The organism is Parviterribacter multiflagellatus, assembly GCF_056863265.1.
Genome location: NZ_JBXPIZ010000001.1, coordinates 556,822 through 582,229, shown reverse-complemented (window position 1 = coordinate 582,229; position 25,408 = coordinate 556,822). Strand labels below are relative to the sequence as shown.

Annotated in this window: 20 protein-coding genes; 11 read left to right on the top strand and 9 right to left on the bottom strand. The window is 73.9% G+C overall.

All coding sequences use genetic code 11. From position 1 onward, the window contains the following. Positions 1-6: 6 nt before the first annotated feature. Both AC1UE5_RS02565 and AC1UE5_RS02560 read left to right on the top strand, forming a co-directional pair. Positions 7-1,428 (top strand): M1 family metallopeptidase, encoded by a 1,422-nt coding sequence (locus AC1UE5_RS02565; RefSeq protein ID WP_482920495.1) that lies wholly within the window; start codon positions 7-9, stop codon positions 1,426-1,428. 24 nt (positions 1,429-1,452) lie between these two features. Then, positions 1,453-2,106 carry a calcium-binding protein gene (locus AC1UE5_RS02560; protein WP_482920494.1) on the top strand — a complete coding sequence of 218 codons (654 nt, stop codon included), beginning with the start codon at positions 1,453-1,455 and terminating at the stop codon, positions 2,104-2,106. Here AC1UE5_RS02560 and AC1UE5_RS02555 read toward each other — a convergent pair. Continuing rightward, positions 2,103-5,033 carry a hypothetical protein gene (locus AC1UE5_RS02555; RefSeq protein ID WP_482920493.1) on the bottom strand — a complete coding sequence of 977 codons (2,931 nt, stop codon included), beginning with the start codon at positions 5,031-5,033 and terminating at the stop codon, positions 2,103-2,105. The two genes, AC1UE5_RS02560 and AC1UE5_RS02555, sit on opposite strands and share 4 nt — an antisense overlap. Positions 5,034-5,114: 81 nt before the next feature. After that, positions 5,115-7,328 (bottom strand): 5-amino-6-(D-ribitylamino)uracil--L-tyrosine 4-hydroxyphenyl transferase CofH, encoded by a 2,214-nt coding sequence (gene cofH / locus AC1UE5_RS02550; protein WP_482920492.1) that lies wholly within the window; start codon positions 7,326-7,328, stop codon positions 5,115-5,117. A 53-nt stretch (positions 7,329-7,381) separates the two neighbouring features. Here cofH and AC1UE5_RS02545 point away from each other — a divergent pair, with 53 nt between their 5' ends. Next, positions 7,382-8,362, top strand: a complete 981-nt coding sequence (locus tag AC1UE5_RS02545) for an ABC transporter substrate-binding protein (protein ID WP_482920491.1) — start codon at positions 7,382-7,384, stop codon at positions 8,360-8,362. Between the two features lie 2 nt (positions 8,363-8,364). Beyond that, positions 8,365-9,546 carry an MFS transporter gene (locus AC1UE5_RS02540; protein ID WP_482920490.1) on the top strand — a complete coding sequence of 394 codons (1,182 nt, stop codon included), beginning with the start codon at positions 8,365-8,367 and terminating at the stop codon, positions 9,544-9,546. A 6-nt stretch (positions 9,547-9,552) separates the two neighbouring features. Here AC1UE5_RS02540 and AC1UE5_RS02535 read toward each other — a convergent pair whose 3' ends face one another. The 3 genes from AC1UE5_RS02535 to AC1UE5_RS02525 all read right to left on the bottom strand — a co-directional run bounded on the left by AC1UE5_RS02535 (position 9,553) and on the right by AC1UE5_RS02525 (position 12,317). After that, entirely contained in the window at positions 9,553-11,202 is a 1,650-nt protein-coding gene (locus AC1UE5_RS02535; protein WP_482920489.1) for a calcium-binding protein, read from the bottom strand. A gap of 78 nt (positions 11,203-11,280) precedes the next feature. Further along, positions 11,281-11,910 carry a hypothetical protein gene (locus AC1UE5_RS02530; RefSeq protein ID WP_482920488.1) on the bottom strand — a complete coding sequence of 210 codons (630 nt, stop codon included), beginning with the start codon at positions 11,908-11,910 and terminating at the stop codon, positions 11,281-11,283. Between the two features lie 44 nt (positions 11,911-11,954). Beyond that, on the bottom strand, positions 11,955-12,317 hold the full coding sequence (locus AC1UE5_RS02525) for a hypothetical protein (protein WP_482920487.1): 363 nt from the start codon (positions 12,315-12,317) through the stop codon (positions 11,955-11,957). Positions 12,318-12,344: 27 nt separating this feature from the next. Between AC1UE5_RS02525 and ygfZ the strand changes: the two genes are divergently transcribed. Further along, positions 12,345-13,316 carry a CAF17-like 4Fe-4S cluster assembly/insertion protein YgfZ gene (ygfZ, locus tag AC1UE5_RS02520; RefSeq protein ID WP_482920486.1) on the top strand — a complete coding sequence of 324 codons (972 nt, stop codon included), beginning with the start codon at positions 12,345-12,347 and terminating at the stop codon, positions 13,314-13,316. Here ygfZ and AC1UE5_RS02515 read toward each other — a convergent pair. Together AC1UE5_RS02515 and AC1UE5_RS02510 are read right to left on the bottom strand one after the other, a co-directional pair. Then, a complete protein-coding gene (locus AC1UE5_RS02515) occupies positions 13,313-14,104 on the bottom strand; it encodes a hypothetical protein (protein ID WP_482920485.1) in 792 nt (263 codons plus the stop codon). The two genes, ygfZ and AC1UE5_RS02515, sit on opposite strands and share 4 nt — an antisense overlap. Positions 14,105-14,172: 68 nt before the next feature. After that, a complete protein-coding gene (locus tag AC1UE5_RS02510) occupies positions 14,173-15,879 on the bottom strand; it encodes an exonuclease domain-containing protein (RefSeq protein ID WP_482920484.1) in 1,707 nt (568 codons plus the stop codon). A 162-nt stretch (positions 15,880-16,041) separates the two neighbouring features. On the opposite strand from AC1UE5_RS02510, the gene AC1UE5_RS02505 reads away from it, so the two are divergent. The 6 genes from AC1UE5_RS02505 to AC1UE5_RS02480 all read left to right on the top strand — a co-directional run bounded on the left by AC1UE5_RS02505 (position 16,042) and on the right by AC1UE5_RS02480 (position 21,110). After that, complete coding sequence (locus tag AC1UE5_RS02505) at positions 16,042-16,449, top strand: hypothetical protein (protein WP_482920483.1); 408 nt, start codon at positions 16,042-16,044, stop codon at positions 16,447-16,449. A 156-nt stretch (positions 16,450-16,605) separates the two neighbouring features. Further along, positions 16,606-17,799 carry a crotonyl-CoA carboxylase/reductase gene (gene ccrA, locus AC1UE5_RS02500; protein WP_482920482.1) on the top strand — a complete coding sequence of 398 codons (1,194 nt, stop codon included), beginning with the start codon at positions 16,606-16,608 and terminating at the stop codon, positions 17,797-17,799. Between the two features lie 3 nt (positions 17,800-17,802). Then, the gene (locus tag AC1UE5_RS02495) at positions 17,803-18,204 is read left to right on the top strand and encodes a hypothetical protein (RefSeq protein ID WP_482920481.1); all 402 of its coding nucleotides are present in this window, start codon (positions 17,803-17,805) and stop codon (positions 18,202-18,204) included. A 95-nt stretch (positions 18,205-18,299) separates the two neighbouring features. Then, complete coding sequence (locus tag AC1UE5_RS02490) at positions 18,300-19,550, top strand: sensor histidine kinase (RefSeq protein ID WP_482920480.1); 1,251 nt, start codon at positions 18,300-18,302, stop codon at positions 19,548-19,550. Between the two features lies 1 nt (position 19,551). Then, on the top strand, positions 19,552-20,211 hold the full coding sequence (locus AC1UE5_RS02485) for a response regulator transcription factor (RefSeq protein WP_482920479.1): 660 nt from the start codon (positions 19,552-19,554) through the stop codon (positions 20,209-20,211). Between the two features lie 5 nt (positions 20,212-20,216). Then, complete coding sequence (locus tag AC1UE5_RS02480; protein WP_482920478.1) at positions 20,217-21,110, top strand: DUF4097 family beta strand repeat-containing protein; 894 nt, start codon at positions 20,217-20,219, stop codon at positions 21,108-21,110. Here the strand turns inward: AC1UE5_RS02480 and AC1UE5_RS02475 are convergent. Both AC1UE5_RS02475 and AC1UE5_RS02470 read right to left on the bottom strand, forming a co-directional pair. Next, positions 21,081-24,245, bottom strand: a complete 3,165-nt coding sequence (locus tag AC1UE5_RS02475) for a bifunctional diguanylate cyclase/phosphohydrolase (RefSeq protein ID WP_482920477.1) — start codon at positions 24,243-24,245, stop codon at positions 21,081-21,083. The genes AC1UE5_RS02480 and AC1UE5_RS02475 overlap by 30 nt on opposite strands. Before the next feature lie 47 nt (positions 24,246-24,292). Then, on the bottom strand, positions 24,293-25,408 hold the full coding sequence (locus tag AC1UE5_RS02470; RefSeq protein ID WP_482920476.1) for a histidine kinase: 1,116 nt from the start codon (positions 25,406-25,408) through the stop codon (positions 24,293-24,295).

The window sequence follows — 25,408 nt, the reverse complement described above, 5'->3', positions numbered from 1 at the left end:
CCGGGGATGGCCCTCCCCGTACGACGCACCGCGGCCGCGGTGGCGGCGAGCCTGGCGCTCGGGCTCGCCGCCTCCGCCGCACCCGCGGCCACGCCCACCACGCCGACGTCGGGCGCCCGCTCGATCGGCGATCCGCTGTTCCCCCAGATCGGCAACGGCGGCTATGACGCGCTCCACTACGCGCTGAACCTGCGGTACGACCCGGCGACCGACGCCCTCGACGCGACCGCGACGATGACCGCGCGCGCGACGCAGGCGCTGTCGGACTTCAGCCTCGACCTCGAGGGGCTGACCGTGCGCGGCGTGCGGGTGAACGCGCTCCCCGCCACGTTCCGCCGCGAGGGCACCAAGCTGATCGTCACGCCGCGGCGGGCGCTGCACCGCGGGCTGCCGTTCGTGGTGACCGTCAGCTACGACGGCACGCCGGGGCCGATCACCGATCCCGACGGGTCGCAGGAGGGCTGGTTCCCGACCGACGACGGGGCGTTCGTGGTCGGCGAGCCGATCGGGTCGCAGGCCTGGTTCCCCAACAACAACACGCCGCGCGACAAGGCGGCGTACGACGTGTGGACGACCGTGCCGGCGGGCGTGACGGTGGTCGGCAACGGCGCGCTCGTCGGGAACCTGACCGCGTTCGGCCGGACGCTGTGGCACTGGCGCGAGACGCGGCCGATGTCGAGCTACCTGGCCACCGCGACGATGGGGAGGTTCGACGTCAAGCGCGGGGTCGCGCCGGGCGGCGTGCGGGTCCTCGACGCGGTCGACAGCGCGTTCACGCCGGCGGAGAAGAGCGCGGTCGCGGCGTCACTCGCGCGCGAGCCGCAGATCGTGGGGAGCTTCGCCGAGCGGTTCGGGCCGTACCCGTTCTCGTTCGTCGGCGCGGCCGTCGACCGGGCGGACTTCGTCGGGTACGCGCTGGAGTCGCAGTCGATCTCCAACTACGACCGCCCGCCGGCCGCGGACACCGTCGCGCACGAGATCGCGCACCAGTGGTTCGGCAACGCGGTGACGCCGAAGGAGTGGGTCGACATCTGGCTCAACGAGGGCTTCGCGACCTGGGCGGAGTGGGACTGGTCGGCCCGCCACGACGGCGCCCCGTCGACCGCCCAGCAGTTCGCGGCCAACTACGCGCGCCCGGCGACCAGCCAGCTGTGGACGGTCCCGCCCGCGCGCCCGACGGCCGAGCAGCTCTTCCACCAGGCGACGTACACGCGCGGCGCGATGACGCTCGAGGGCCTGCGCCAGATCGTCGGCGACGCGACGTTCCTCGCGATCCTCCGCGCCTGGTACGCCGAGAACCGCTACGGCGTCGTCACCACCGCCGACTTCACGGCGCTGGCCGAGCGGATCGCCGGCCGCGACCTCGACGCGTTCTTCACCGACTGGCTGTACGAGGCCGGCAAGCCGGAGCCGCTGCCAACACCCTGACGCCGACCTGCCGACTACCTGGAGGTGCGCTGCTTCCCCCTGCTCCTCCTCGCCCTGCTCGCCCTGACCGCCGCCGCAGCTCCCGCCGCGGCGGACCATGAGGAGGACGAACCGGGGTACGAGCTGTGCGCCGGCCTCGCGCCAGGCGAGCAGTGCGGGCCGGGGAACGGGCGGCGCACGCCCGGCGGCGGGGAGAAGGTCTCGCACGCCGGGTGGCCCGCGATCACGGGCGTGCTGTGGAAGGTCACCGACAGCGAGGACCACACGCGCGCGGGCGGCCCGGACAACGACGAGCTGCTCGGGCACCACGGCTCCGACCACCTCAGCGGCGGGCCCGGCGAGGACGTCCTGTGGGGCGACTGGGATCCGCACAACAACAACGGCGCGCAGCGCGACACGCTGCTCGGCGAGGGCGGCGACGACTGGATCTACCCGTCGCACGGCACGACGCGGGTCGAGGCCGGGCCGGGGAGCGACCTCGTGTGGGCGTTCTACGGCAAGGGCACGATCGACTGCGGCCCGGGCCGCGACACCGCGCGCATCCGGCTCGTCAGCCGCTTCCGCGTGCGCAACTGCGAGGTCATCCGCTACTTCTGCGCGCACGGCTCGGACGGGCGCGGCGGATGCCTGACGCCCGGAGGCAAGTCGGCGCCCGCGAGCCGCCCGAGCTGGCGCTAGCCGCGCTTCCGCTTGACCTTCGCGCGGTGCGCGCGCTTGACGGTCGTCTTCGTCACGCGCGCCGCGGTCGCGCCCTTCGGCGTGAACGCGACCCGCAGCTTCACCGCGCCGCGCTTGCGGGCGAGCGCCCGCCGGCCCTTCGCCGTCAGCGGCACCCGCACGGTCGCCGTCCCCGCCTCACGCAGCGTCCGCGTGGTGCGCTTGACGCCGCTGCCGGTCACCACGAGCAGGCCCGGCTGCGCGCCGCTGAGCCGCAGCGTGACCGCGCGCGAGGACCACGTCCGCGACGCGACCCGCATCCCGCACGGCAGCGCGATCGCCGGCCGCGACGCGAACCGCTTGCCGCTGTGCCCGTCGAACACCGCGCTCGCGACCTGGCGCTTGGCGCACACGTCCTCGACCGCCGCGAGGATGCCGTGCTTGCCGCCGGCGATCTTGAGGTCGAACTTCGAGATCGGCGCGTCGGGCAGCGGCTCGAACGTCGTCACCAGCCGGTCCTTCTCGACCGCCGTCGTCGCGCGCAGGTTCAGCGCGATCTCGCCGCGGAGCGTCACCAGCAGCGTCGGCAGCGTGCGGATCGGCCGCCCGCTCGCGCCGATGCGGACGTGCTTGACGAAGTAGACCGGGCCGGAGATCGGCGCGTTGAGCGCGGGCGACTCGGCGGTCGCGTGGCCGACGATCGACGACGCGGGGCACGCGACGCGCTGGCCGGCCTCGTACTCGCACAGCGCCTGCGCGTTGTCGGGGTCGAGCGCGAGCGACAGCGGCAGCGTCACCGAGACCTTCCGCAGACCGCTCTCCCCCGCCGCCTGCGTCAGCGACGCGTTCACGCCCGGGTGCTTGCCGTCGGTCAGCTCGTTGCGGCCGGTGAGCGACATCGCCAGCTTCGGCTTGAGCGGGAGCTGCTCGCAGCCGGTGGCCTGGAACGGCGCCGCCGGCGACGCGAGCGCCCCGCCGACCGCGGTCAGGCTCGCGCGGAAGCTGAGCGGCGCGCACGACGTCGGGTTCAGCGTGAAGCCCGGCCGGTCGACCGTCACCTGGATGCGCTGCAGCCGCAGGGGGACGCCCTCGAGGATGGTCGGGAGCGGGTCGCTGACGACCGTGACGTGCGCGTCGGTCGGGTCGACGTGCAGCGCCTGGCGCACCACGACGACGCCGAGGTCGTACGGCCCGGCCTTCGCCGGCACCGCGACCGCGAGCCCGTACGGCGCGCCCTTGTACGGGCCGGTGAAGAAGACCTTGCCGTCGAGCGTGAGCGGCGCCCCGCCCGGCCCGGACGACGTGCGCGCCCAGCCGACCTGGGTCGCCTCCGGGCACGTGCCCGCGCTGGCGTCGGCGTCGCCGCACTTCGGCACGCCGCGGACCTTCGCGAGCAGCCCGGGCGGCAGGTCGACGCTCAGGCCCGCGAGCGCGTCGTGCTTGTCGGGCTTGGTGAACGTCATCGTCAGCGGCGCGTGGGCACCGGCCTGGGTCGACGTGACGCTCGCCTCGACGCCCGGCCCGAACGGCGTGGGCGCCGGGCAGTCCGCGACGTCGAACGAGGCGGTCGGCACGACGTCCGCGCCGCCGCGGTAGGGCGTCATCGCCGCGCTCGCGGTCTTCGTCCCACACGAGACCGGCATCGCGAGAACGCCGCGCTCACCGCCGCGGAACTCGAGGTGGAAGTTCGAGAACGGCAGCGGCGGCGCGCCGCGGAAGATCGCGGTGATCTGCCCGGTGCGCGCGTCCGGCCGCAGCGTGCCGATCAGCTTGACCTCGGCGTTGTGGCCGTGCGCGTAGACGAACAGGCGGAACCGCGCGCCCGGCTGCTCGGCGCCCATGAAGACGTCGCCGGTGAGCGGGTCGTCGAGCAGCGGCGACGTGATCCGCACCGTGCCGACCTTGGACGCCGCCGAGCAGGTCGGGGCGCCGTCCGCGCCCTTGCCGAACGCCGCGTCAGGGCACGTCTCCAGCCCGACCGCCGCGCCCGGGTTGATCGAGACGCCCTCGGGCAGCGTCATCGCGACGTGCTTGACGTGGGAGGCGCCGCGGCCGTCGGGGTCCTCGTTCTGGGCGACGTCCAGGTCGACCGTGATGCCGCTGACGCCGTCGGACGACGGGTTGGTCGGGGCGACGCGGACCGAGGGCTCGAACGGGACGTTCTCGCAGTCGAGCGGCGGGTGCTGCTGGAACACGCGCCGCTCGTCGTAGCCGCCCTCGTAGGACCACGCGCGGATCAGGGAGCTCGGCGTCACGGTGCAGTCGGTCGGGGAGGTCATGAACGGCTTGCGCTCCCAATCGGCGTCGTTCCCGCACGCGTAGCCGTACGGCGTGCTGAGCGGCCCGCCGTACTCCGGATGCTCCGGGTTGCAGCGGTTCTCGTCGGCCGGCACGCCCCACAGCGTCAGCTTGTTGGAGATGAGCGGCGTCGGCTGCTGGGGCAGCGGGTCGGTCATCTGGCGCAGACCGCCGTCGGGCCGGACGTAGATCCGGTAGTACGAGAAGACGTTGAGGACGGGGTCGACGTCGATGCCGAACAGCGCGGTGCCCGCCCCGCCGTCGTGCTCGAGGACGTAGATCGGCCGGTTCGTGCGCTGGCCGAGCACGACGGCCTGCGGGTCCGCCACGCCGACCTGCGACTGCGGCGCGCAGGCGTGCGCCTTGAAGTCCTCCATCGAGCAGTGCGGGATGACGCTCGGGTCGCCCACGAGCCCGTACGGCATGTCCACCGCGACGCGCTGGGGTGTCCCGAGCGGGAGGCCCAGCCAGTTCGTCTTGAACTTGAAGCGCGACCACACCGTCGGGTGCGCGCCGGCGTTCGAGGACCCGATGCGACCGGTCTCGGCCTCAGCCAGGCCGAACTGCGCGGCGTCCTGCGCCGGCGCAGCCGCCGGCAGCGCCAGCGCCACCGCGACCGCCATGACCAACCCCGTGACCCACTGCCTCATCGGCTCCCCCTCACGCACACGTCCGTGTCCTACTGAGACGGCAGCGTGTCAGAACGGCGCGGCCGGCGCGCCGGTTCCCCCTTAGGCCGCGAGCGGGAGCGGGTAGGTGCGGCGCAGGTCGTAGAGCGTGGTGCGCTCGGCCGCGGGGCGGCCGGCGCGGTGGGCCGCGGCGATCAGCTCGGGCGGGTCGAGCTTGACGCCGTGGTAGGAGCCCGCAAGCCGGCTGATCGACTCCTCCATCAACGTGCCGCCGAGGTCGTTGACGCCCCAGCGGAGCGCCTCCGTGGCGGCGTCGAGGCCCATCTTCACCCACGACGCCTGAAGGGACGACACGGTCTTGCCGAGCGCGAGGCGGAAGACCGCGGTGTGCTTGAGGTTCTCCTCGCGCGAGATCTCCTCGACGCCGTGCGTGCGCCCGAGCAGGGTCATGAACGGGATGAACGAGAGCGGCACGAACTCCGTGAAGCCGCCCGTCCGCTCCTGCAGCTCGCGCACGACCCGCAGGTGCTCGGCCAGCTCCCACGGCTCCTCGATGTGGCCGAACATCACCGTCGCGGTGGAGCGCAGGCCCGCGCGGTGCGACGCCTCGATGATCTCGACCCACCGCGCGACCGGCAGCTTGTTCGGGGAGATCCGCTCGCGCACGCCGTCGTGGAGCACCTCGGCCGCGGTGCCCGGCGTGGAGCCCAGGCCGGCGTCCTGCAGCGCCGCGAACACGTCGGCCGGCGGCAGCCCGGAGATGTCGCAGATGTGCGCGATCTCCATCGGCGAGTACGCGTGCAGGTGCAGGTGCGGCGCCTCGTCCTTCGCGATCCGCAGGTAGCGCAGGTAGTCGTCCATCGTCCAGTCCGGGTGGATGCCCGACTGGATGCACAGCTCCGTCGCGCCGTACGCGACGGCGTCCTGGATGCGGGAGCGGAACTCCGCCTCGTCGTGCTGGTAGGCGTCGGGCGAGCGCTTGCCCTGCCCGAACCCGCAGAACGCGCACCCGACGACGCAGACGTTCGACACGTTGATGTTGCGGTTGACGACGAACGTGACGGTCTCCCCCGCCAGCTCGGCGCGCAGCTCGTCCGCGGCCTGCCGCATGCCCTCGATCGCCCCGGCGTCGGTGGACGCGAACATCGCGGTGAGCTCCTCGGCCGACAGCGCGCCGCCGTCGCGCGCCTTCTCGGTCGCCGGGCCGACGAGGTCTTGCCTGATCGCGAACGGGGCGTCGGTCCGGCCGCTGCCGCGCCGCGGGATGAACGACCAGTACTTGAGCTTGACCACGTCCAGCACGCCCTGCGCGACCCACTCCGGGTCGATGTACTGCGGGTAGACGCACAGCCGCTCGGTCAGCGCGACGCCGTCCTTCTGGAGCGTCTTGCGGACCTGGTGCGGCGACGGGAACGGGTGCTCGGGCGAGATGTGGTCGCCGTTCTGCGACAGGCCGCCGAGGTCGGTCGCGCCCGCGGCCACGAGCTGCGGCCACCAGTCCGACAGGTTCGGCGGGACCTGGATGCCGACGTCCGGGCCGAGGATCTCGCGCGCGTCGCGGACGAGCCCGACCATGTCGTCCAGGCTCACCGGCGACGCCCACGCCGGCGCGGGGACGTCCGGGCCGGTGTGGAGGCCCGACTTCCAGTACGCCTCGGCGGCGGCGGAGGCGATCTCCGCCGGCTCCTCGCCGTAGTACTTCCGGTGCGGGACGAAGTTCTGGAGGATCACCTCCTGCAGGTGCCCGTGCTCGCGGTGCAGCGCGGCGAGCGCCTCGAGCGCCTCCAGCCGGTCCGCCGCCGTCTCGCCGATCCCCACGAGGATCCCGGACGTGAACGGGATCCGCAGCTCCCCCGCGGCGCGCACGGTCGCCAGGCGCAGCGCCGGATCCTTGGTCGGCGAGCCCTGGTGCGCGACCAGGTCCGGCCGCGTCGACTCGACCATCAGCCCCTGCGACGCGGTGACCTCGCGCAGGCGGGCGAGGTCGTCCTTGGCCAGCGCGCCGAGGTTCGTGTGCGGGAGGAGCCCCCGCTCCAGACCCTGCTCGCAGCACCACACGACGTAGGCGACGAAGTCCTCGAACCCCAGCTCGGCGAGCTTCTTGCGGACGCCCGGATGGTGATCGGGATCGTCGCCCGTGAGGACGAGCAGCTCCTTGACGTTGCGGCGCGCGGCGCCGTCGAGCAGCCGCAGGACCTCGTCCGGCTCGTGGAGGTGCGGCTGGTGCGTCTGGAAGGCGCAGTACTTGCAGTGCGACACGCAGGTCCGCGAGAGCGACAGCGTGACGTTGCGCGAGAAGGTGACGCGGCGGCGCACTCGGGCGGAGTGTATGACGCCGCATGCGTCTGCCGCGCGCCTATGCTCGCGCGGTGACAACCCGCCCCCTCGCCCTCCTCGCCGCCGTCGCCTCGACCCTGCTCCTCGCCGCCTGCGGCAGCGAGTCCAGCAGCGGCACCGACGATGCCTCGCTCGTGCTCGACTTCACGCCGAACGCGGTCCATACGGGCATCTACACGGCGCTGGCGCGCGACTACGACGGGGCCGAGCAGGTCAACCTCCGCGTGCGCCCGCCGTCCGAGACGACCGACTCGGTGCGGCTGCTGCAGGCCGGCCGGGCGGACTTCGCGATCCTCTCGATCAGCGACCTCGCGCTCGCCCGCGCGAAGGGCGCGGACATCGTCGGCGTGATGGCGATCGTGCAGCGCCCGCTGGCCGCCGTCCTCGCCCGGCCGGGCATCAAGACGCCGAAGGACCTCGAGGGCAGGCGCGCGGGCGTGGCCGGGCTGCCGAGCGACGACGCGGTCCTCGAGTCCGTCCTGCGCGGCTCGGACGCCGACCCCGCCAAGGTCGAGAAGACGAACATCGGCTTCACGGCGGTGCCCTCGCTGGTCAGCGGCAAGGTCGACGCCGTCACCGCCTTCTGGAACGCCGAGGGCCTCGCCGCCGAGGAGGAGCTGCCGGGCGTCCGCGAGTTCCGCGTCGACCGCTACGGGGCGCCCGCGTACCCCGAGCTCGTGATCTGCGCGCTCGCCACGACCATCCAGGACTCGCCCGACCTCGTCCAGGGCCTCGTCACCTCGCTGCGCCGGGGCTACGACGAAGCGCTGACCGACCCGGAGTCTGGCGTCGAGGCGCTCGTCAGCCGCGTCAAGGGCACCGACCGCGCGCAGGTCATGAAGGAGCTGCGCGCCGTCTCCCCCGCGTTCACGTCCGGCGTGCCGCGCTTCGGGATGCTCGACAAGGAGCGGCTGGACGCGTGGTCGGCGTGGGTCGTGGAGTTCGGCCTGGTCGACGAGGCGCCGGACGTCGACCAGGCGTTCAACCCCCGCTTCGCCAACAGCGCCGGGTAGCCGTGTCGCTGCGCGCCGTGCTCCGGACGCCCGGCGTGCCCGGGCCGCTGGCCGGCTCGCTGCTGGGGACGATCCCGGTGACGGGCCTCGGCCTGCTGCTCCTCCTGCACGTCGAGCACCTCACCGACCGGTTCGCGATCGCCGGCCTGGCGTCCGCCGCGTTCGCGCTCGGCCTCGCGGTGAGCGCGCCCGTCGTGGGCCGGCTGATGGACCGCCACGGCCAGGTCCCGCTGATGGTCGGGATGACGGTCGCGGTCGTGGCGCTGCTCGTCGCCATCGCCGTCCTGCCCGACAGCGCGCCGACGGGCGCGATCGTCGTCCTTGCGCTGCTGACCGGCCTCGCGATGCCGCCGGGCGGGTCGAACGTGCGGGCGATCTGGACGACGGAGCTCGACCCCGACGACCGCCACCGGGTCTTCGCGCTGCACTCGGCGGGGGTCGAGGCCACGTACGCGCTCGGGCCGGCCGTGCTCGCCGGCGGGCTGGGGACGTGGAACAGCCGGCTCGCGCTGCTGGTGAGCGCCGTGATCCTGCTCGCCGGCGTCGCGCTGTACGTGACGCGGCCGATCGTCCGCGCGTGGCGGGGCGCGGCGCGCGAGCACCACAGCTTCCTCGGGCCGCTCAGCGCGGCGCCCGTGCGGACGATGCTCCTCGTGCTCTTCGGGATGGGGGTCGGCTTCGGGTCGATCGAGGTCGGCGTCGCCGCGATCGCCGAGGCCGCCGACGCGCGCGGGATCGCGGGCGTGCTCCTCGGCGTCTGGGCGACCGGCTCGATGGTCGGCGGCCTCGTCGTCGCGCGCCGGCCCAAGCCCACGGACCCGCCGCGGGCGCTCGCGGCGCAGTTCGCGGTCCTCACCGCCGCGCACGCGATGCTGCTCGTCACGACCGAGCCGCTCGTGCTCGCGCCACTCCTCTTCCTCGCCGGAGGCCTCATCGCGCCGTCGCTCACCGGCGCGATGGCGCTGATCGGCGACCTCGCCCCGCCCGGCACGCTGACCGAGACCTACTCGTGGACGTCGTGCGCGATCGGCGGCGGGCTGGCGGGCGGCGCGGCGCTCGGCGGGGTGCTTGCCGAGCAGACCGCGCGCGGGCCGTTCCTCCAGGCGGTCGCCGCGATCGCGCTCGGGACGCTGCTGGCGACGACGCGCCGCCGCCAGCTCAGCCCTGCCGCCGTGGCGGCCTAGCGGCCGCTATTCCACGACCTCGCAGTTGCGCGTGCGGTCGCGCCGGTCGCGGCTGACGCGGTCGAAGCCCGGGCCGCAGTCGACGACGTCGCGCGAGCCGCCGTTGACCGCGATGCGGTCGTTGCCGCTGCCGCCGAAGACGCGATCGACGCCGAAGCCGCCGGCGATCGTGTCGTTGCCGTTGCCGCCGTACAGCTCGTCGTCACCGCGGTCGCCGGTCATCTCGTCGTCGCCGTCGTCGCCGTGGATCTCGTCGTCGCCGGTGCGGCCGAAGAGCAGGTCGAGGCCCGCGCCGCCGAGCATCCGGTCGTTGCCGGGGCCTCCGTCGAGGTCGTCGTCGCCGCCGTTGCCGCGCATCAGGTCGCCGCCGCCGTTGCCGATCAGGATCTCCGGCTCGTCGTTGCCGTTGAACATGTCCGCGCCGTTGTCGCCGACGCGCCGGCGCGACTCCTGCTTCTTGGCGATGTCGTCGAGGATGCGCAGGCCCTCCTCGCCGCCCGCGGCCTTGCCCGGGTGGAACCCGCCGTTGAGCCCGTCGAACGCCTCGTTGCCCGGCGCCGCGCTCGGGTCGGTCTGGATCACCTGCTCGCAGCCGGTGATCGTGTTCGGCCCGCGGCCCTGCGCCTCGTAGCCGCCCTCGACGTACGCGACGTCGTTGCCCTCGCCGCAGTCGATGTCGTCGGGCGCGGTGCCGCCGTAGATCTGGTCGTCGCCGGGCCCGCCGAACAGGTCGTCGGGCGAGGTGCCGCCGAGGAGGATGTCGTTGCCCTCGCCGCCCTCGACGCGGTCGGGGCCCGAGCCGCCGAGCACGACGTCGTTACCGGGGCCGCCGTCGGCGAGCTTGTCGCGGCCGCGGTTGGAGTGGACGTAGTCGTCACCCGGGCCGCCGGCGATGGAGATGTCGTCGCCGAAGCGCTCCTCCACCACGAAGTCGTTGCCCTCGCCGCCGTCGACGCGGTCGTCGCCGTCGCCGCCGTCGAGCCGGTCGTCGTTCGCACCGCCGCCGACGACGTCGTTGCCGCTGTCGCCGATCGCAGTGTCGTTGCCAAGGCCGCCGTCGATCGTGTCGTCGCCGGTGTTGCCCGCCATCAGGTCGTTGCCGTCGCCGCCGGACATCTGGTCCTGCGCCGCGCCGCCGCCGAGGCGGTCGAAGCCCGCGGAGCCGAACAGCCGGTCGCTGCCGCTGCCGCCCTCGATCGCGTCGTTGCCGTCGCCGCCGTCGATCTGGTCCGAGCCGGTCTGGCCCTCGACGATGTCGTTGCCGAGCCCACCGCGGAGCCGGTCGGCGTTGGGGCCGCCGAACGCGCTGTCGTCGCCGTCGCCAGCGTCGATGTCGTCGTTGCCGCTCGCCGCGTCGATGCTGTCGTTGCCCGGGCCGCCGACGATCGTGTCGGTGCCTTGGTCGCCGCGGATCGTGTCGTTGCCGTCTTCGCCGTCGATCTTGTCGCGGTTCGAGCCGCCGTCGAGGAGGTCGTCCCCCGCGCGGCCGGAGATCGTGTCGCGGTTGCCGAAGCCGTAGAGGCGGTCGCGCTGGTCGGTGCCGACGAGCGTGTCGGCTCTCGAGGTCCCGCGCTTGGTGCCGGCGTAGGCGACGGCGGTGGCGGTGAGCAGCACCACGGCGAGGGCGATCAGGGGGAGGCGTGCGAAGCGGGGCATCTCCGTCGGGGATACCCCATCGGAGCGGGGAGCTGCGCGCCTCCTCCGCAGAACCCACCGATCGGGTGAGTTGCCGCGCTAACGGCGCCAGAAGCTGGTCCGCCCGGCCGCCCCGCGCTTGCTCATCCCGATGTGGATGTGGTCGCGGTGGGCGATCGTGCGGTTGACGCGCCGGCGCACGTCGCCGTGCTTGTTCAGGCACGCGGAGTACGGGCGGAACTGGTCCATCCCCGCGCCCCAGTACGAGCAGTCCCAGATGAGCTCCTCGATCCCCATCCGGCGCGCGAGCGCGTGCGGCGCGCCGGTCGAGTCGGGCGCGAGGAGGAGCCGGATGAGCTTGCGCGCCGCGCGGGAGTCGGTCGCGTCGAACGCGTTCAGGTGCCAGTCGATGGCGCGGTTCTCGGCGTGCAGCGACGCCTGGCCCCTGCCCCACTTCTCACAGCGGTACGAACCCCAGAACTGGCCGCGCGCGTTGCGCTGCAGCCACGTCGTCAGCCGCACGACGCCCTGCTTGGCCTTCGGGTCGCAGCGCCGCGCGCCGTCGTACTCCGGCGCGTCCATCGGCAGGTGCGCGAGCGTCTCGGCGGGGTTGTTCGCCTGCGGCCCGAGGCTCAGCGGGAGCCGGAACGCGTGCGCGGCCGGCGCGGCGGCGAGGGTCACGAGAAGGACGGTGAGGAGGGTGAGGAGCGCGGGGCGGCGATGCGGCATGCACCCCGCGCTGATCGGCCGTCAGCCGGGCGGCTTGAGCCGCCCTACTGCGCGCGGATCTTGCGGAACTCCTGCCGCACCGACTCGGGGCGGCCCCACATCGGGACGACCTCGGCGCGGCCCTCGCGGACGCCGCGGACGGCGAGCTCGCCGCTGATCTCGACGTCGTCGAGCATCTTCAGCGTGGCGTGGACCGCCGGGACGGCCGCGGCGTGGCCGAAGCGGTGGGCGACGAGGATCCGCCAGTGCCAGTCGTGCTTGGAGTACGGCTGGGCGTTGACGACGACGAGGTACGTCGAGGCCTCGACGTAGCGGGTCTCGTCGTGGATGCGCAGGTCGAGCTCGAGGTCCGTCCAGTCGTCCGGGAGGGACCCGACGATCTCGTTGAAGGTGTCGGCGAGGGCCATGCTCCCATGAACAGTACCCTCGACCTCGTGGCAGTCACCGTGTCAGCGTCCTCCGAGCACCAGGTGCTCGTCGAGGGCTGCGCGCTCGTGGACCGCTCCGAGCGCGGCAAGCTCGCCCTCACCGGCCCGGACGCCAAGGCGTTCCTCAACGGCCAGGTGACGAACGAGATCGAGAAGCTGTCCCCCGGCGAGGGCGTCTACGCCGCGTTCCTCACGCACAAGGGCAAGATGCTCGGCGACGTCCGGGTCCTGGACGCCGGCGACGAGGGCGTGCTCCTCGACACCGAGCGCGTCGCGCTGCAGGCGCTGTTCGACATGATCCGCCGCTACAAGGTCGGGTTCGACGTCGAGCTGCACAAGCGCACGCTCCAGCGCGGGCTGCTGTCGCTGGTCGGCCCGCGCGTGCGCGAGGTGCTCGCCGGCGCCGCGGAGCTCCCCGCCGACGCCCCCGAGCACACGCACGTGCCGGCGGTCCTGGGCGGGCGCGACGTGCGCCTGATCGTCACGGACGTCGGCGTCGACGTGCTCTGCCTCGCCGAGGACACGGTCGCCGTCGTCGGCGCGCTGGAGGAGGCGGGCGCCGTGCGGGTGTCCGAGGCCGCCGCGGAGGTCGTGCGCGTGGAGCAGGGCCGGCCGCGGTACGGGGTCGAGCTCGACGACGCGACGATCCCGCAGGAGGCCGGCCTGAACGACCGCGCCGTGAGCTTCACGAAGGGGTGCTACGTCGGCCAGGAGACCGTCGCGCGCCTCTTCTACAAGGGCAAGCCGAACCGCCACCTGCGCGGGCTGCGGCTGTCCGGCCCCGCGTCGACGGGCGACGAGCTGCGTCTGGGCGAGAAGGTCGTCGGGCGGCTCGGCACGGTCGTCGAGTCCGAGCGGCTCGGGGGAACGATCGCACTGGCGCTCGTGCGTCGCGAGGCCGAGCCGGGCGCGACGCTGGCGGTCGGCGAGCCGGACGGCGGGACGACCGCGACGGTCGTCGAGCTGCCCTTCTCCTAGCCGAGCAGCAGCGCCAGCAGCAGCGCGACCGCCGTCACCCAGCCGGCGACCAGGCCGCCGACCACGAGGGGTGAGAGCGGGGAGGGCGCGGGCGCCGCGGGGAGGGCGTGCCGTGGGGAGGCAACCGGCGCGGAGGCGGCGGCGTGCGGCGCGGCGCCGTGCTCGCCCTCCACCCATTCCGGCTCGCGCGCCGCGCCCGAGGTCGCCGCGGCGGACGGTCGCGGCGGGAATCGGGCAGGGCGCGGCGGTTCCTCGCGCGCGCGGGCGTCCGCGGGCGCGGGCGCGGGTGCGTCCACCGGCTCGGGCCGGCGCGTGTCGGCGTCGTCGCGGCGGCGCTCGCCGGACGGCGCGGGCCGTACCTCGATGCGGGGGACCGCCGGGCGGGGCGAGCGGGTGCGCGCGACGTCGTCCGAGGCCTCGGCGGGCGGCTGCGCGGCGACGGGGTGGATCTCGACGGGCCCCTCGTCCCACGGGTCGGCGAGCTCGTCGGGCACGTCCGAGCGGATCTCGACGTCCCCCGGGGCGGCCGCGCGCGGCTCGTCCTCCGCGCGCGGCGCCTCCGAGCGGCGCCAGCGAGGGGGCTCCTCACCCGCGTCCGGCTCCGACGCGGGCACCTCCTCCCCCTCGATCCGCCTCGCTGTCGCCAGTCCGCGCTCGACCGCTTCGAGCACGAGCGTGAGATCACGGTGCAGCGCACGGAGACGCTCCGCGTACTGCTGGACGGGTTCGCCCGGTCGCGGCAGGAACGCTCGCACGTCCGCCGGCGGGTCGCCGTGGCCCTGGTTCATCCGTGATCCTCGTCTTCTCCGGGGTGCCGGCCCGCGCCTGGATCCGTCCAGGCCGCGTCAGCCGGCGCTCAGATTGTGGAGTGCTGGAGCGCTGAACCGGAATCAGACATTCGTCGAGCGCTCACAGCGATGCTCATGTCCCCGCTCGCGCGGGAGACGAACCGCTCGATCGCGTGCGCTCCCGGCCACCGCGCCAGCTCCAGCGTCGCAGGCTCCTTCGCGGCGACCCAGGTGGACACGATCCGCAGCTCGTCGACCTCGTCCGGCGGGACGTACGGCTCCACGCGCGCGGCCAGCGCGCGCTCGGTCCGCTCCACCACGTCCGGCCCGGCGGCGCCCCAGTCCGCCACCCGGCCGCCGACCAGCCAGAAGACGTCGGCACCCTCGGGCCCGGGCACCACGAACATCCGCGGGTGCGTGTGCGCCGCGCGCACGAGCGGGCCGAGCCGCTCCAGCAGCACGCTCAGCCGTTTGCGCCTGCGCCGCAGCCACGCCGCGCGCTCGTACTGCCTGGACGCCGACGCCGCGCGCATCTGGCCGTCCACGTGCCGGAGCAGCGCCGCTCCGCCGTCACCATCGCCGGTGAACAGCGCGAGCGCCTCGTCCAGGCGCCGGCGGTACAGGTTCGGATCGAGGTCGCCGAGGCACGGCGAGAGGCACTTGCCCATCTGGCCGTAGATCGACGGCGAGTACCGGCGCGGCAGCGAGCGCTGGCAGTGGCGCAGGCCGAAGAGCGAGTCGAGCTGCTCCTTGAGCTCGATCGCCGCCGAGCGCGACGACAGCGGCCCGACGTTGACCGCGTGCCCGGCGGCGGGCTCGGGCGCGATCTCCAGCACCGGGTACGCGATGTCGAACCGGCAGCGCAGGTAGACGTAGCGGTCGTTGTGCTTGAGCTTGACGTTGCCGGGCGGGCGCAGCGCCTTGATGAGGCGGTTCTCGAGCACGAGCGCGCCGAGCTCGGACTGCGTCGCGCGGTGATCGACGATCGCCGCCTGCGTCTGCCAGTCGCCGCCCTCGTTGGACGGCGCGAAGTGCGCCCGCGCGCGCGTGCGCAGCTTCACCGACTTGCCGACGTAGAGCGGCTGGCCGGACTCGTTGCGGAAGATGTAGACGCCGGGCGTGTCCGGCAGGTCCTTGAGGTCGGGCCGCTCCAGCACCGCCGGCTTCTTGAGCTTCGGCCGCTGCGTCTTGCGCTTGGACGGGCGGATCGCCTGGAGCGCGTCGCGGATCGTCATCGCGTTCGCGCACAGCTTGGGCAGGAGCGCGCACAGCACCCGCGCGGTCGTCTCCGCGTCGGCCAGCGCGCGGTGCGAGACCTCGACGTCGATCCCGAGCGCGGGCGCCAGCAGCGAGAGCTTGCGCTGCGAGACGAGCGGCGCGAACCGGCGCGCGAGCGCCACCGTGCAGATCGACGGCGGCGAGGGCCACTCCAGCTCAGCGCGCTCGCACGCCTGCGCGAGGACGCGCTTGTCGAACGCGACGTTGTGCCCGACCAGCACGCGCCCGTCGAGCTGCTCGAGCAGGTCGGGCAGGACGAGCTCGGCCGCCGGCGCCTCGTCGACCATCTGCTGCGTGATGCCGGTGAAGCGCTGGATGCCGCGCGACAGCGGCGCGCGGACGCCCACGAGCGTCTCCCACCGGTCGTGCAGCTCGCCCCCGCCGACGAGCACCGCGCCGATCTCGGTCAGCTCGCAGAGGTCGCCGGCCTTCCCGTTCGTCTCCGTGTCGACGACCAGGAACTCGGCCGTCGCGAGCGGGTGGTCCAGCAGGTCCATGCGAACACTTGTACGGGTCGGGTTCGGACGACATGGACACCGTCGTCCCGGAAGGTGGAGCGTCCGTGTCGCGCATGGACGCGTGTGTTCAGTAGGGTTCGCCCGGGTCGCGGGCTTCGAAGGCCCGCGCGCGTGGAGAGGATGCGGAAGATCCATCGAGCATTGACGGTCGCCGGGGCGGCGCTGCTGATCGCCGGATGCGGCAGCGAGGACGACGACTACGCGAACGAGCCGCGCCCGCCGGCTCCCATCGTGATCAGCGCGGCCATCAGCGACGAGCGTGTGTCCGTATCGCCCCGCTCCTTCGGCGCGGGCCCGATCACGCTCATCGTCACCAACCAGACCGACGCGGCCCGCGAGGTCACGCTCGAGACGGACGAGATCGGCGGCGACGAGCCCGGCATCGCCCAGAGCTCGGGCCCGATCAACCCGGGCGACACCGCGTCCCTGAAGGCCGACCTGAAGACCGGCACGTACCGCGTCGCGGTCGACCGCCGTTCGATCGCGGACACCCGCCTGCGCGTGGGCGACGAGCGCCCGTCCGCGCAGAACGACCTCCTGCAGCCGTAGCGGCCCGGCGCCGCGCGTGGCGGGGCCCTCGCGGCGCCTGGCTGGGTAAGGTCTGCGCCCACTCCTCGCTCAGCGAAGAAGGACACGAAACCAGTGGCCGTTGATCTCAGTCAAGTCTCCAGCATCGACACCGAGCCGGGCGAGCTGCCCAAGACCATGGCAGCATGGGTCATCCGGCAGGAGCGCGAGGGCGAACCGCTCGACGCGTTCCAGGTGGAGGAGATCGAGGTACCGGAGCCTGGCGCGTTCGAAGTGATCGTCCGCGTCATGGCGGCGGGCGTCAACTTCAACAACGTCTGGGCGGCGCTCGGGCAGCCGATCTCCATCTTCCGCTCCGGCGACCACCCCGAGTACGGCCACCACATCGGCGGCTCGGACGCGTCCGGCATCGTGTGGAAGGTCGGCGAGGGCGTCACCCGGTGGAACGTCGGCGACGAGGTCGTCATCCACTGCAACCAGGCCTCGTACGAGGATCCCGAGGTCCACGGCCTCGACCCGATGGCCGCGCCGTCACAGCGGATCTGGGGCTACGAGACCACCTGGGGCTCCTTCGCGCAGTTCACGAAGGTCCAGGCGCAGCAGCTCCTCCCCAAGCCGAAGAACCTCACCTGGGAGGAGGCCGCGTCCTACGGCCTCACGTACTTCACCGCGTACCGGATGCTCATGGAGCGCGCGCGGATCCAGGCCGGCGACAAGGTCCTGGTCTGGGGCGCCGCGGGCGGTCTGGGCGTCTTCGCGATCCAGCTCGCGAAGGCGGCGGGCGCCGAGTCGATCGGCGTCGTCTCCAGCGCTGAGAAGGGCGAGCTCGTCAAGCGCCTCGGCGCGGTCGACTACATCGACCGCAACGAGTTCAAGGGCATGATGCGCACGGGCAACGAGACGCCCGAGGAGGAGAAGGAGCGCTTCAAGGTCTCGCGCGCGTTCTCCAAGCGCGTCAAGGAGATCTTCGGCAGCCCGCCGGACGTGGTCTTCGAGCACGTCGGCAAGGCGACGTTCCCCACGTCCGTGCTCTGCGTGAAGCCGTTCGGCAAGGTCGTGATCTGCGGCGCGACGTCCGGCTACCAGCTCGACTTCGACGTCCGCTACCTCTGGATGCGCCAGAAGGAGATCGTCGGCTCGCACTTCGCGAACGCGTGGGAGTGCCTCAAGGCCAACCACCTGATCGAGACCGGGCAGATCCAGCCCGTACTCTGGAAGACGATGCCCTTCGAGGACGTCGCCAAGGCGCACCAGCTCATGCACGAGAACAAGCACCTCGGCAAGATCTCGATCCTGGTCGGAGCCGAGAAGGAAGGCGAGGGCAAGACCGAAGACGGGCCCGGCGCGATCCGGGCAGAGGTTGGTGCCTAAGACATGGCAGGCAGTGTCCACATCCCCTGGTACGCGACGGGGTTGCGTGCCGACAAGCTCGAGCAGGCGCTGAACGAGTTCTCGCCGGTGGCCCTGCGCCACGGGGCGACGAGCTACACGGTCTTCCGCTACCGCGACGACCGGTACAAGTTCCTGCAGGTCCTCGCGTTCGAGGACAAGAAGCAGTTCGAGCTCTTCTGGTACGGGCCGGAGTTCAGCCGCTTCCGCGCGCTGAACAGCTCGTACTACCAGGTCCCGCTCCTGTACCAGTGGGCGGACAGCACGGCCACGGGCGAGCTCGGCTACGACACCGAGGAGGCGCAGACCGGCGCCGCCGCGGGCGAGCGCGAGACGACCGAGTCGGGCGAGCCGGTCGCGGCGACCGGCGAGGTCCAGGCGGGCTGACGAGCTTCCACGATCGCGGGGTGGTGGCAGCACCACCCCGCGGACGCTGGATTCCTCCAACGTGAGGTGCCGGACCGGGGCTTAGTGTCCTGGTCGTGCTCGCAGTCCACCTCCGCCGCTCCCTCCTCGCGACGACGTACTTCTACGGCGGCACGATCGTCGCCACGGTCGTCGCGGTCGTCCTCCCGACCGGGCTCGCGCTCGGCGTGGGGCTCCTCCCCGTCTTCCTGATCGGCCTGCCGATCCTGGCGCTCACCATGTTCGGGTGGCGCTCGGTCGCCGTCCTGGAGCGCGATCGTGCCGCCCTCGTGCTCGGCGCCCCGATCGCCAAGCCGTCGCTCAAGCCGCCCAAGGGCCCTGGCCTGCTCAACAAGGTCGGCGCCCACGTCCGCACCCGTGCGACGTGGAAGGAGCTGGGCTGGACGCTGCTCACGATCCCCGTCTCGGTGATCGGCGCCGCGGTCACCACCGCCGCCTGGGCGCTCGCGTTCGGGCTGCTCGGCACGCCGATCGCCGCCCCGCTCGTCGCGGACGGCTCGGACCTCGGCGACCTGCCCGTGTGGGCGCTCGTCGCCGCTCCCTTCGGCGGCCTGATCATGCTCGCCATCGCGGCGCTGCTCGCCGAGGCGCTCGGGGTCGCGGCCGGGGCGGTCGCCGCCGCGCTGCTCGGTCCCGACGGCCGGGAGGAGCTCGAGCACCGGGTCGAGACGCTCCAGACCACCCGCGCGGGCGCCGTCGAGTCCGCCGACCAGACGCTGCGCCGGATCGAGCGCGATCTGCACGACGGCGCGCAGCACCGGCTCGCGTACGTCGCGATGGAGCTCGGGCGCGCGCGGCAGAAGCTGCGGACCGACCCCGAGGCGGCGGCGCCGCTGATCGACCGCGCCTTCGAGGAGTCCAAGAACGCGATGGCCGAGCTGCGCGACCTCGTCCGCGGCATCCACCCGTCGATCCTCACCGACCGCGGCCTGGAGGCGGCGATCTCCGGCCTGGCCGGCCGCTGCCCGGTTCCCGTCGCCGTCGAGGTCGACGTCCCGACGCGGCCGGGCGTGGCCGTCGAGACCGCCGCGTACTTCGTGGTCGCCGAGGCACTGACCAACGTCGGCAAGCACTCCGGCGCCCAGCGCGCCCTGGTCGACGTCAAGTACGACGATGCCGGCCGGCTGCTCGTGACCGTCGCCGACGACGGAGCGGGCGGCGCGGTCGACGACGCCGGCGGCGGCCTCGCGGGCCTGCGCCAGCGCGTCGAGGCGCTCGACGGGGAGCTGCTCGTCACCTCCCCGCCCGGCAACGGCACGACGATCAGTGCCGTCTTCCCCGCCCCCACCGCGCGTCAGGAGGCCTGACATGCGCGTCGTCATCGCCGAGGACCAGGTCCTCCTGCGCGAGGGGCTCGCCTCGCTGCTCACCGACGCCGGTGAGGAGGTCGTCGGGCTGGTCGGCGACGGGCCGTCGCTGGAGGACGCGGTCGCCCAGCACCGCCCCGACCTCGCGATCGTGGACGTGCGGATGCCGCCGAACCAGAGCGACGAGGGCGTGCGCGCGGCGCTCGCGATCCGCCGCTCCGGGGTGGGCGGGGACCGAATGGGGATCCTCATCTTCAGCCAGTACGTCGAGCAGCGCTACGCATCGGAGCTGCTCGCGAGCGGCACCGAGGGCGTCGGCTACCTGCTCAAGGAGCGCGTCGCGGACGTGGACGAGTTCATCGACGCGGCCCGGCGCGTCGCGCAGGGCGGCACGGCGCTCGACCCCGAGGTCGTCTCGCAGCTGCTGATGGTCCAGCGCCCCGCCGGCGTCGACCGTCTCGGCGAGCTGACGCGCCGCGAGCGCGAGGTGCTCGCCCTGATGGCCGAGGGCCACGCCAACGTCGCGATCGCCGACCGCCTCGGCGTCACGACGCGGGCGGTGGAGAAGCACAGCGCCGCCGTCTTCCGCAAGCTCGACCTGCCCCAGTCCGACGTGCTGCACCGCCGCGTGCTCGCCGTCCTGACCTACCTCGGAGTGTGACCGCCATGGCGACCCAGACCGAGCCCGCCCCGCCGGCCCCCGGCAAGGAGCAGCAGCCCCCGCCGTACACCACGCCGCCGAGCCTGCGCAACGCCGGGCTCATCCTCCTCGCGCTGCTGGCGTTCTTCACGGTCGCGTGGACGGCGCTGCTGGGCCTCGACGAGCTCGCCAAGGACGAGACGTCCTCCACCCGCTCGCTCGGCGCGGTGCGGACGGTGCAGCTCGAGACCGACTCGGGCGAGATCACCGTGCGTCCCGGCAGCGGCCGCGACACCGTGCTGGAGACGAAGGAGTGGAGCGGCCTGCTCGGAGGGCCGGACGTCGACATCCGCAACGAGAACGGCCGGCTGGTCGTCTCGAGCGAGTGCCCCGGCTGGGTCTCCAACGCCTGCGGCTCCGAGCACGTCCTGTTCGTCCCGCGCGGCGTGCCGGTCGAGCTGCGCACCGGCTCGGGCGACATCGAGGTCGACGGCATGGAGGGCGACGCCACGCTCGAGACCGGCTCGGGCGAGATCTCGATCACGAACCTGAGCGGCGGCGACCTCGACGCGGAGACCGGCTCCGGCGACATCGACCTGGCCGACGTCGACGTGGCGACGATCGACGTCCGCACCGGCTCCGGCGAGGTGACCGGTGACCCGCTCCGCGCGCGGGCGATCGAGACCCGAAGCGGGTCGGGCGACATCGACCTGAGCGTCGCCGACGGGACGCCGCCGCGCTCGATCTTCACCAAGACCGGCTCGGGCGACGTGGGCCTCGTCGTCCCGGACGCGGCCTATCGCGTGCGGACCGAGACCGGCTCGGGCGAGGAGGACGTGCAGGTCCGCCAGGACCCGGACGCGCGGCACAGCATCGACGTCGAGACCGGCTCAGGCGACGTGCAGGTCCGGCAGCGCTGAGCCGCTGCCGAGCTGGGCGAGCGCGACCGCGGCCTGCGCCGCCAGCCACCGCAGCGCGCTGCGCGCCGAGTCCGAGGGGAGCAGCCGGTCCGCCGGGCCGCTCACCCACAGGACGGCGAGCAGCGCGTCGCCCGGCCCGCGGACCGGCACGGCCAGCAGGTGGTCCTGCCAGGCGCGCGGGCCGCGGCCGTTGCGGTCGCCGCTCGTGAGCAGCCGGCGCTCGCGGACGCGCTGGGCGGCCGGGCCTGCGAGCAGGACGGTGCCGGCCTCCGCGAGCCCGGCGGCGAGCTGCTCCTCCAGCGCGTCGGCCGTCGCCGGGCCGTCGACCAGCTCGACGTCGGCGACCGCGAACCCGAGCGTGTCGCGGACCGCGTCGCGCAGAGCGGCGGCGGCCGCGGGCGCGTCGGGCGCGGCGCCGAGCCTGGCGGCCAGGCGCGCGCCGGCCTCCCGGGTGCCGCGCCAGGCGCGGTCGTCAGCGCGGGTGCGGGCCGCGTCGACCGCGAGCGCCGCGTGGTCGCAGACGGCGGCGAGGACCTCGAGCTCGGCGTCGGTCGGGCGCCGGCCCCAGACGGGCTCGTCGACGCTGACCATCCCGACGATCGCGCCGTCGGTCGCGCGGAGCGGGACGAACAGGACGTCGTCGGGGTGCCAGGCGTTCGGGTCGTCGTCGCGCGCCTCGATGTCCGGGACGTGCCACGCCTCGTCCTCGTCGTCCTCGAACTCGACCTCGCCGGCGCGGACGAAGAAGGTGCGGCCGCGGGCGAAGCGCGGCGCGAGGAACGGCTCCCACGACGCGGCGTTGCGGGCCTTGCCGAGCAGCAACTCGCGGACCTCCTCAGGCCCCTCGACCGCGGTGCAGACGAAGTCGTCCCACGCGGGGCGCAGGAGGTTGATCGAGACGACGCGGAAGCCGAGCGACGTCGAGATCGTGCGGCCGACGGCCTCCAGCACCTCGCTGACGTCCGCGCCGTGGCGCGCCAGCTCGGTGACCTGGAGCAGGCCGCGCAGCTGCGCGAGCTGGGCGAGCTCCCCCGCCGCGGCGCTGGCCACGGCGCCCGCGGGCGCGACGCGCATCGGCGCGACGGTCGGGGCGATCTGCGCGTGCGCGCCGTCCGGGCGCGGCGCGTCGGGGTCGCCCGGCGCGCCGTCCGCCGCCAGCTCCTGCGCGAACGCCTCGACGACGGCCGGGTCGAACTGCGTGCCGGCGCAGCGGCGCAGCTCGGCCAGCGCGTCGGCGTCGGGCTTGCCCGTGCGGTACGGGCGGTCGGTGGTGATCGCGTGGAACGTGTCGCACACGGCGATGACGCGCGCCGCGAGCGGGATCTGCTCACCGCGCAGGCCGTCCGGGTAGCCGCCGCCGTCCCACCGCTCGTGCGTCGCGCGGACGATCCGCCCGACCGGCACCAGCGCGGGCACCGCGGCGAGGATGCGCTCGCCGATGACCGTGTGGCGCTTCATCAGCGCCCACTCCTCGTCGTCGAGCGGACCGGGCTTGCGCAGGATCGACGCGGGGATCGCGACCTTCCCGACGTCGTGCAGCTCGGCGGCGTGGCGCGCGTGGTCGAGCGCCTCCTCGTCGAGCCCGAGCCGCGCGCCGACCGCCGCGACGAGGTCGCCGACGTCGCCGGAGTGCTCCTCCAGGTCTGGCTGCTGCTCGTGCAGGAGCTGGAGCAGCAGGTCGCGGCTCTGGCGGCGGGTCGAGGAGCGGCGCGCGTCCTTCTGCGCGTACATGCGCGTGTCGGCGAGCTGGAGCGCGTCCTCGGGCCGCACGGCCTCCTCCGGCACCTTGACCGTGCCGTACGACGCGCCGACCGCGAAGCCGTCGCCCTCCTGCTTGAGCGCCTCGAGCGCGCGGTCGAGCACCAGCGCATGGTCGACGCCGACCGCGTCAACGACCACGCAGAACTCGTCGCCGCCGAGCCGGTACGCGCGGCCGTGGCCGCGGGTCGCGTCGGCCAGCCGGGCGCCGAGCGCGCTGAGCAGCGCGTCGCCGGCGGGATGGCCGTAGGCGTCGTTGTAGGTCTTGAAGCCGTCGAGGTCGAACAGCGCGAGCGTCGCGACCTTCGCGCGGCCGAGGTCACGCAGCAGGCGGCGGCGGTTGCCCAGGCCGGTCAGCTCGTCGGTGAGCGCCTGGCGCTCGGTGTCGAGCAGCCGGGCGTTGGCGCGCAGGGTCAGCGCGGTGCGCAGGGCGGCGAGGAGGACCGCGACACCGGCGAGGACGATCGTCACGGCGTCGAGCCGGACCCAGTGGTCGAAGAGGAGCAGCGCCACCGCGACGGCGGCGCAGAGGAACGCGACGGCCGGGACGCCGCGGACGACGACCCGGCGGCGGGCGGGGACCGCGACCTGCGCGGCGGCGCGCGCGGCGCGGCCGAAGCAGAGCAGTGCCAGTGGCCAGCCCAGGTCGTCGATGCCGCCGACCACGAAGTTGTCCGTCGCGACGACGAGCATGAACTCGACGTCGGTGACCGTGAGCACGACGATGCCGGCGGCGAGCCAGCGCCACGTCGTCGACGCCTGCGCGCGGGTGAGCGCCCAGCCGCCGGCGACGACCCCGAGCAGCAGCACGTCGAGCAGCGGGTACGCGACGTTGGTCGCGACGGCGAGCGTGTCCAGGCTCCCGCGGTCCACGATCGGGACGACGATCGCCGCGCCCACCGCGGCGGCGACGAGCGACGCGACGAGGCCGTCGAGCCACAGCGCGGCGTCGCGGCCGGCGACGTGCGTGCGGATGACGAGCACCGCTCCGGCGTACACGAGCACCGGGCACAGGAGCCACAGCGCGTCGGCGGGCGACGGGAACGACGGCGTCGGATCGGCGGTGAGGGCGACCGTGAAGTACACGGAGCCGAGCGCCCACGCGAGCGTCCCGCCGGCCAGCAGTCCCGACGCCGCGCTGCGCGCTCGCCACGCGTGGAGGCCGGCGCGGCCCGCGATCAGCAGGCAGAGCGCCGACTGGACCCACTGCGCGGCGACCGCGTCGAACCCGAGCCCGACCTCGTGGCCGGACAGCACGAGCAGCGCGACGAAGCCGCCGGCGACGGCCACGTTCCAGCACTGCACCGCGATCCGGTGAGCTGCAGTCACCCCGTCCGTGTCGGCGCCTCTGCTCAGCGGCTTGAGCGAATCGCTCACGACTCCACCACCGACCCCTCCGGCTGGCGCGCCGCCGCTCCTGTCGCTCAACCCGAGGCGCCGCGGTCCGACACCAGCCGGACGTCGACCGCGGGCAGCTCGCGCGCGAGGCGGAGCGGGAGCGGCTCGGCGAGCCGGCCGAGGCCGCGGCGCGGCGTCGGGCTGCCGAGGAAGACGTAGGTCGTGCCGCGCTCGCGGGCGACGCGGACGGCGACGGCGGCCACGTCGTCGCCCTCCTCCACGAGCAGCGTCGCGCCGAGCACGGCGGCGATGCGGCGCAGGCTCTCGAGCTGCTCGCGCTCGGCGGCCGTCCCCTCCCCCGGCGGGCGCACGACGAGGATGTCGAGGTCGGTGGAGAGCCGCTGCGCCGAGCGCCAGGCGCGCCGGACCACGCGCTCGGAGCTGGCATCGAGCTTGGCCAGCGCCAGCAGCCGCTCGGCGATCGCCTTCGGCGCGTCGGCCGGGCCGCCGCCGAACAGGCGCTCCTCGCGCGCGTCGAGCGACGCGCGGACCAGCCGCTTGGCCTCGACGTCCTCGGCGACCTGCCGCAGCGCGACCTCCCGCAGCGCCTGCAGGTTCTCGATCTTGAAGAACCCGCCGAGCGCCGCGGGCACGCGCGCCTGCGGGTAGACGCGCCCCTCGCGCAGGCGCTGGATGAGCGCCTCGGGCGTCAGGTCGATCAGCACGACCTCGTCGGCCAGCCCCAGCTCCGCGTCCGGCACGGTCTCCCGCACGCGCACGCCGGTCAGCTCGTGGACGCTGTCGTTGAGCGACTCGAGGTGCTGGACGTTGACCGTCGCGTGCACGTCGATGCCGGCCGCGAGCAGGTCGGCGATGTCCTCGTAGCGCTTGAGGTGCTCGACGCCGGGCGCGTTGGTGTGGGCGAGCTCGTCGACCAGGCACAGCTCGGGCGCCCGGGCCAGCAGCGCCGGGAGGTCCATCTCGGACAGCGCGGTGCCGCGGTAGTCGACCGACCGCCGCGGCACCAGCTCCAGCCCTTCGACGAGCGCCGCCGTCTCCGCGCGCCCGTGGGTCTCGACGACGCCGATCACCACGTCGCGGCCGTCGGCGGCGGCCGCGTGGCCCTCCTGGAGCATCCGGTACGTCTTCCCGACCCCGGCCGCCATGCCGAGGAAGACCTTGTAGTGGCCGCGCTCACGCAC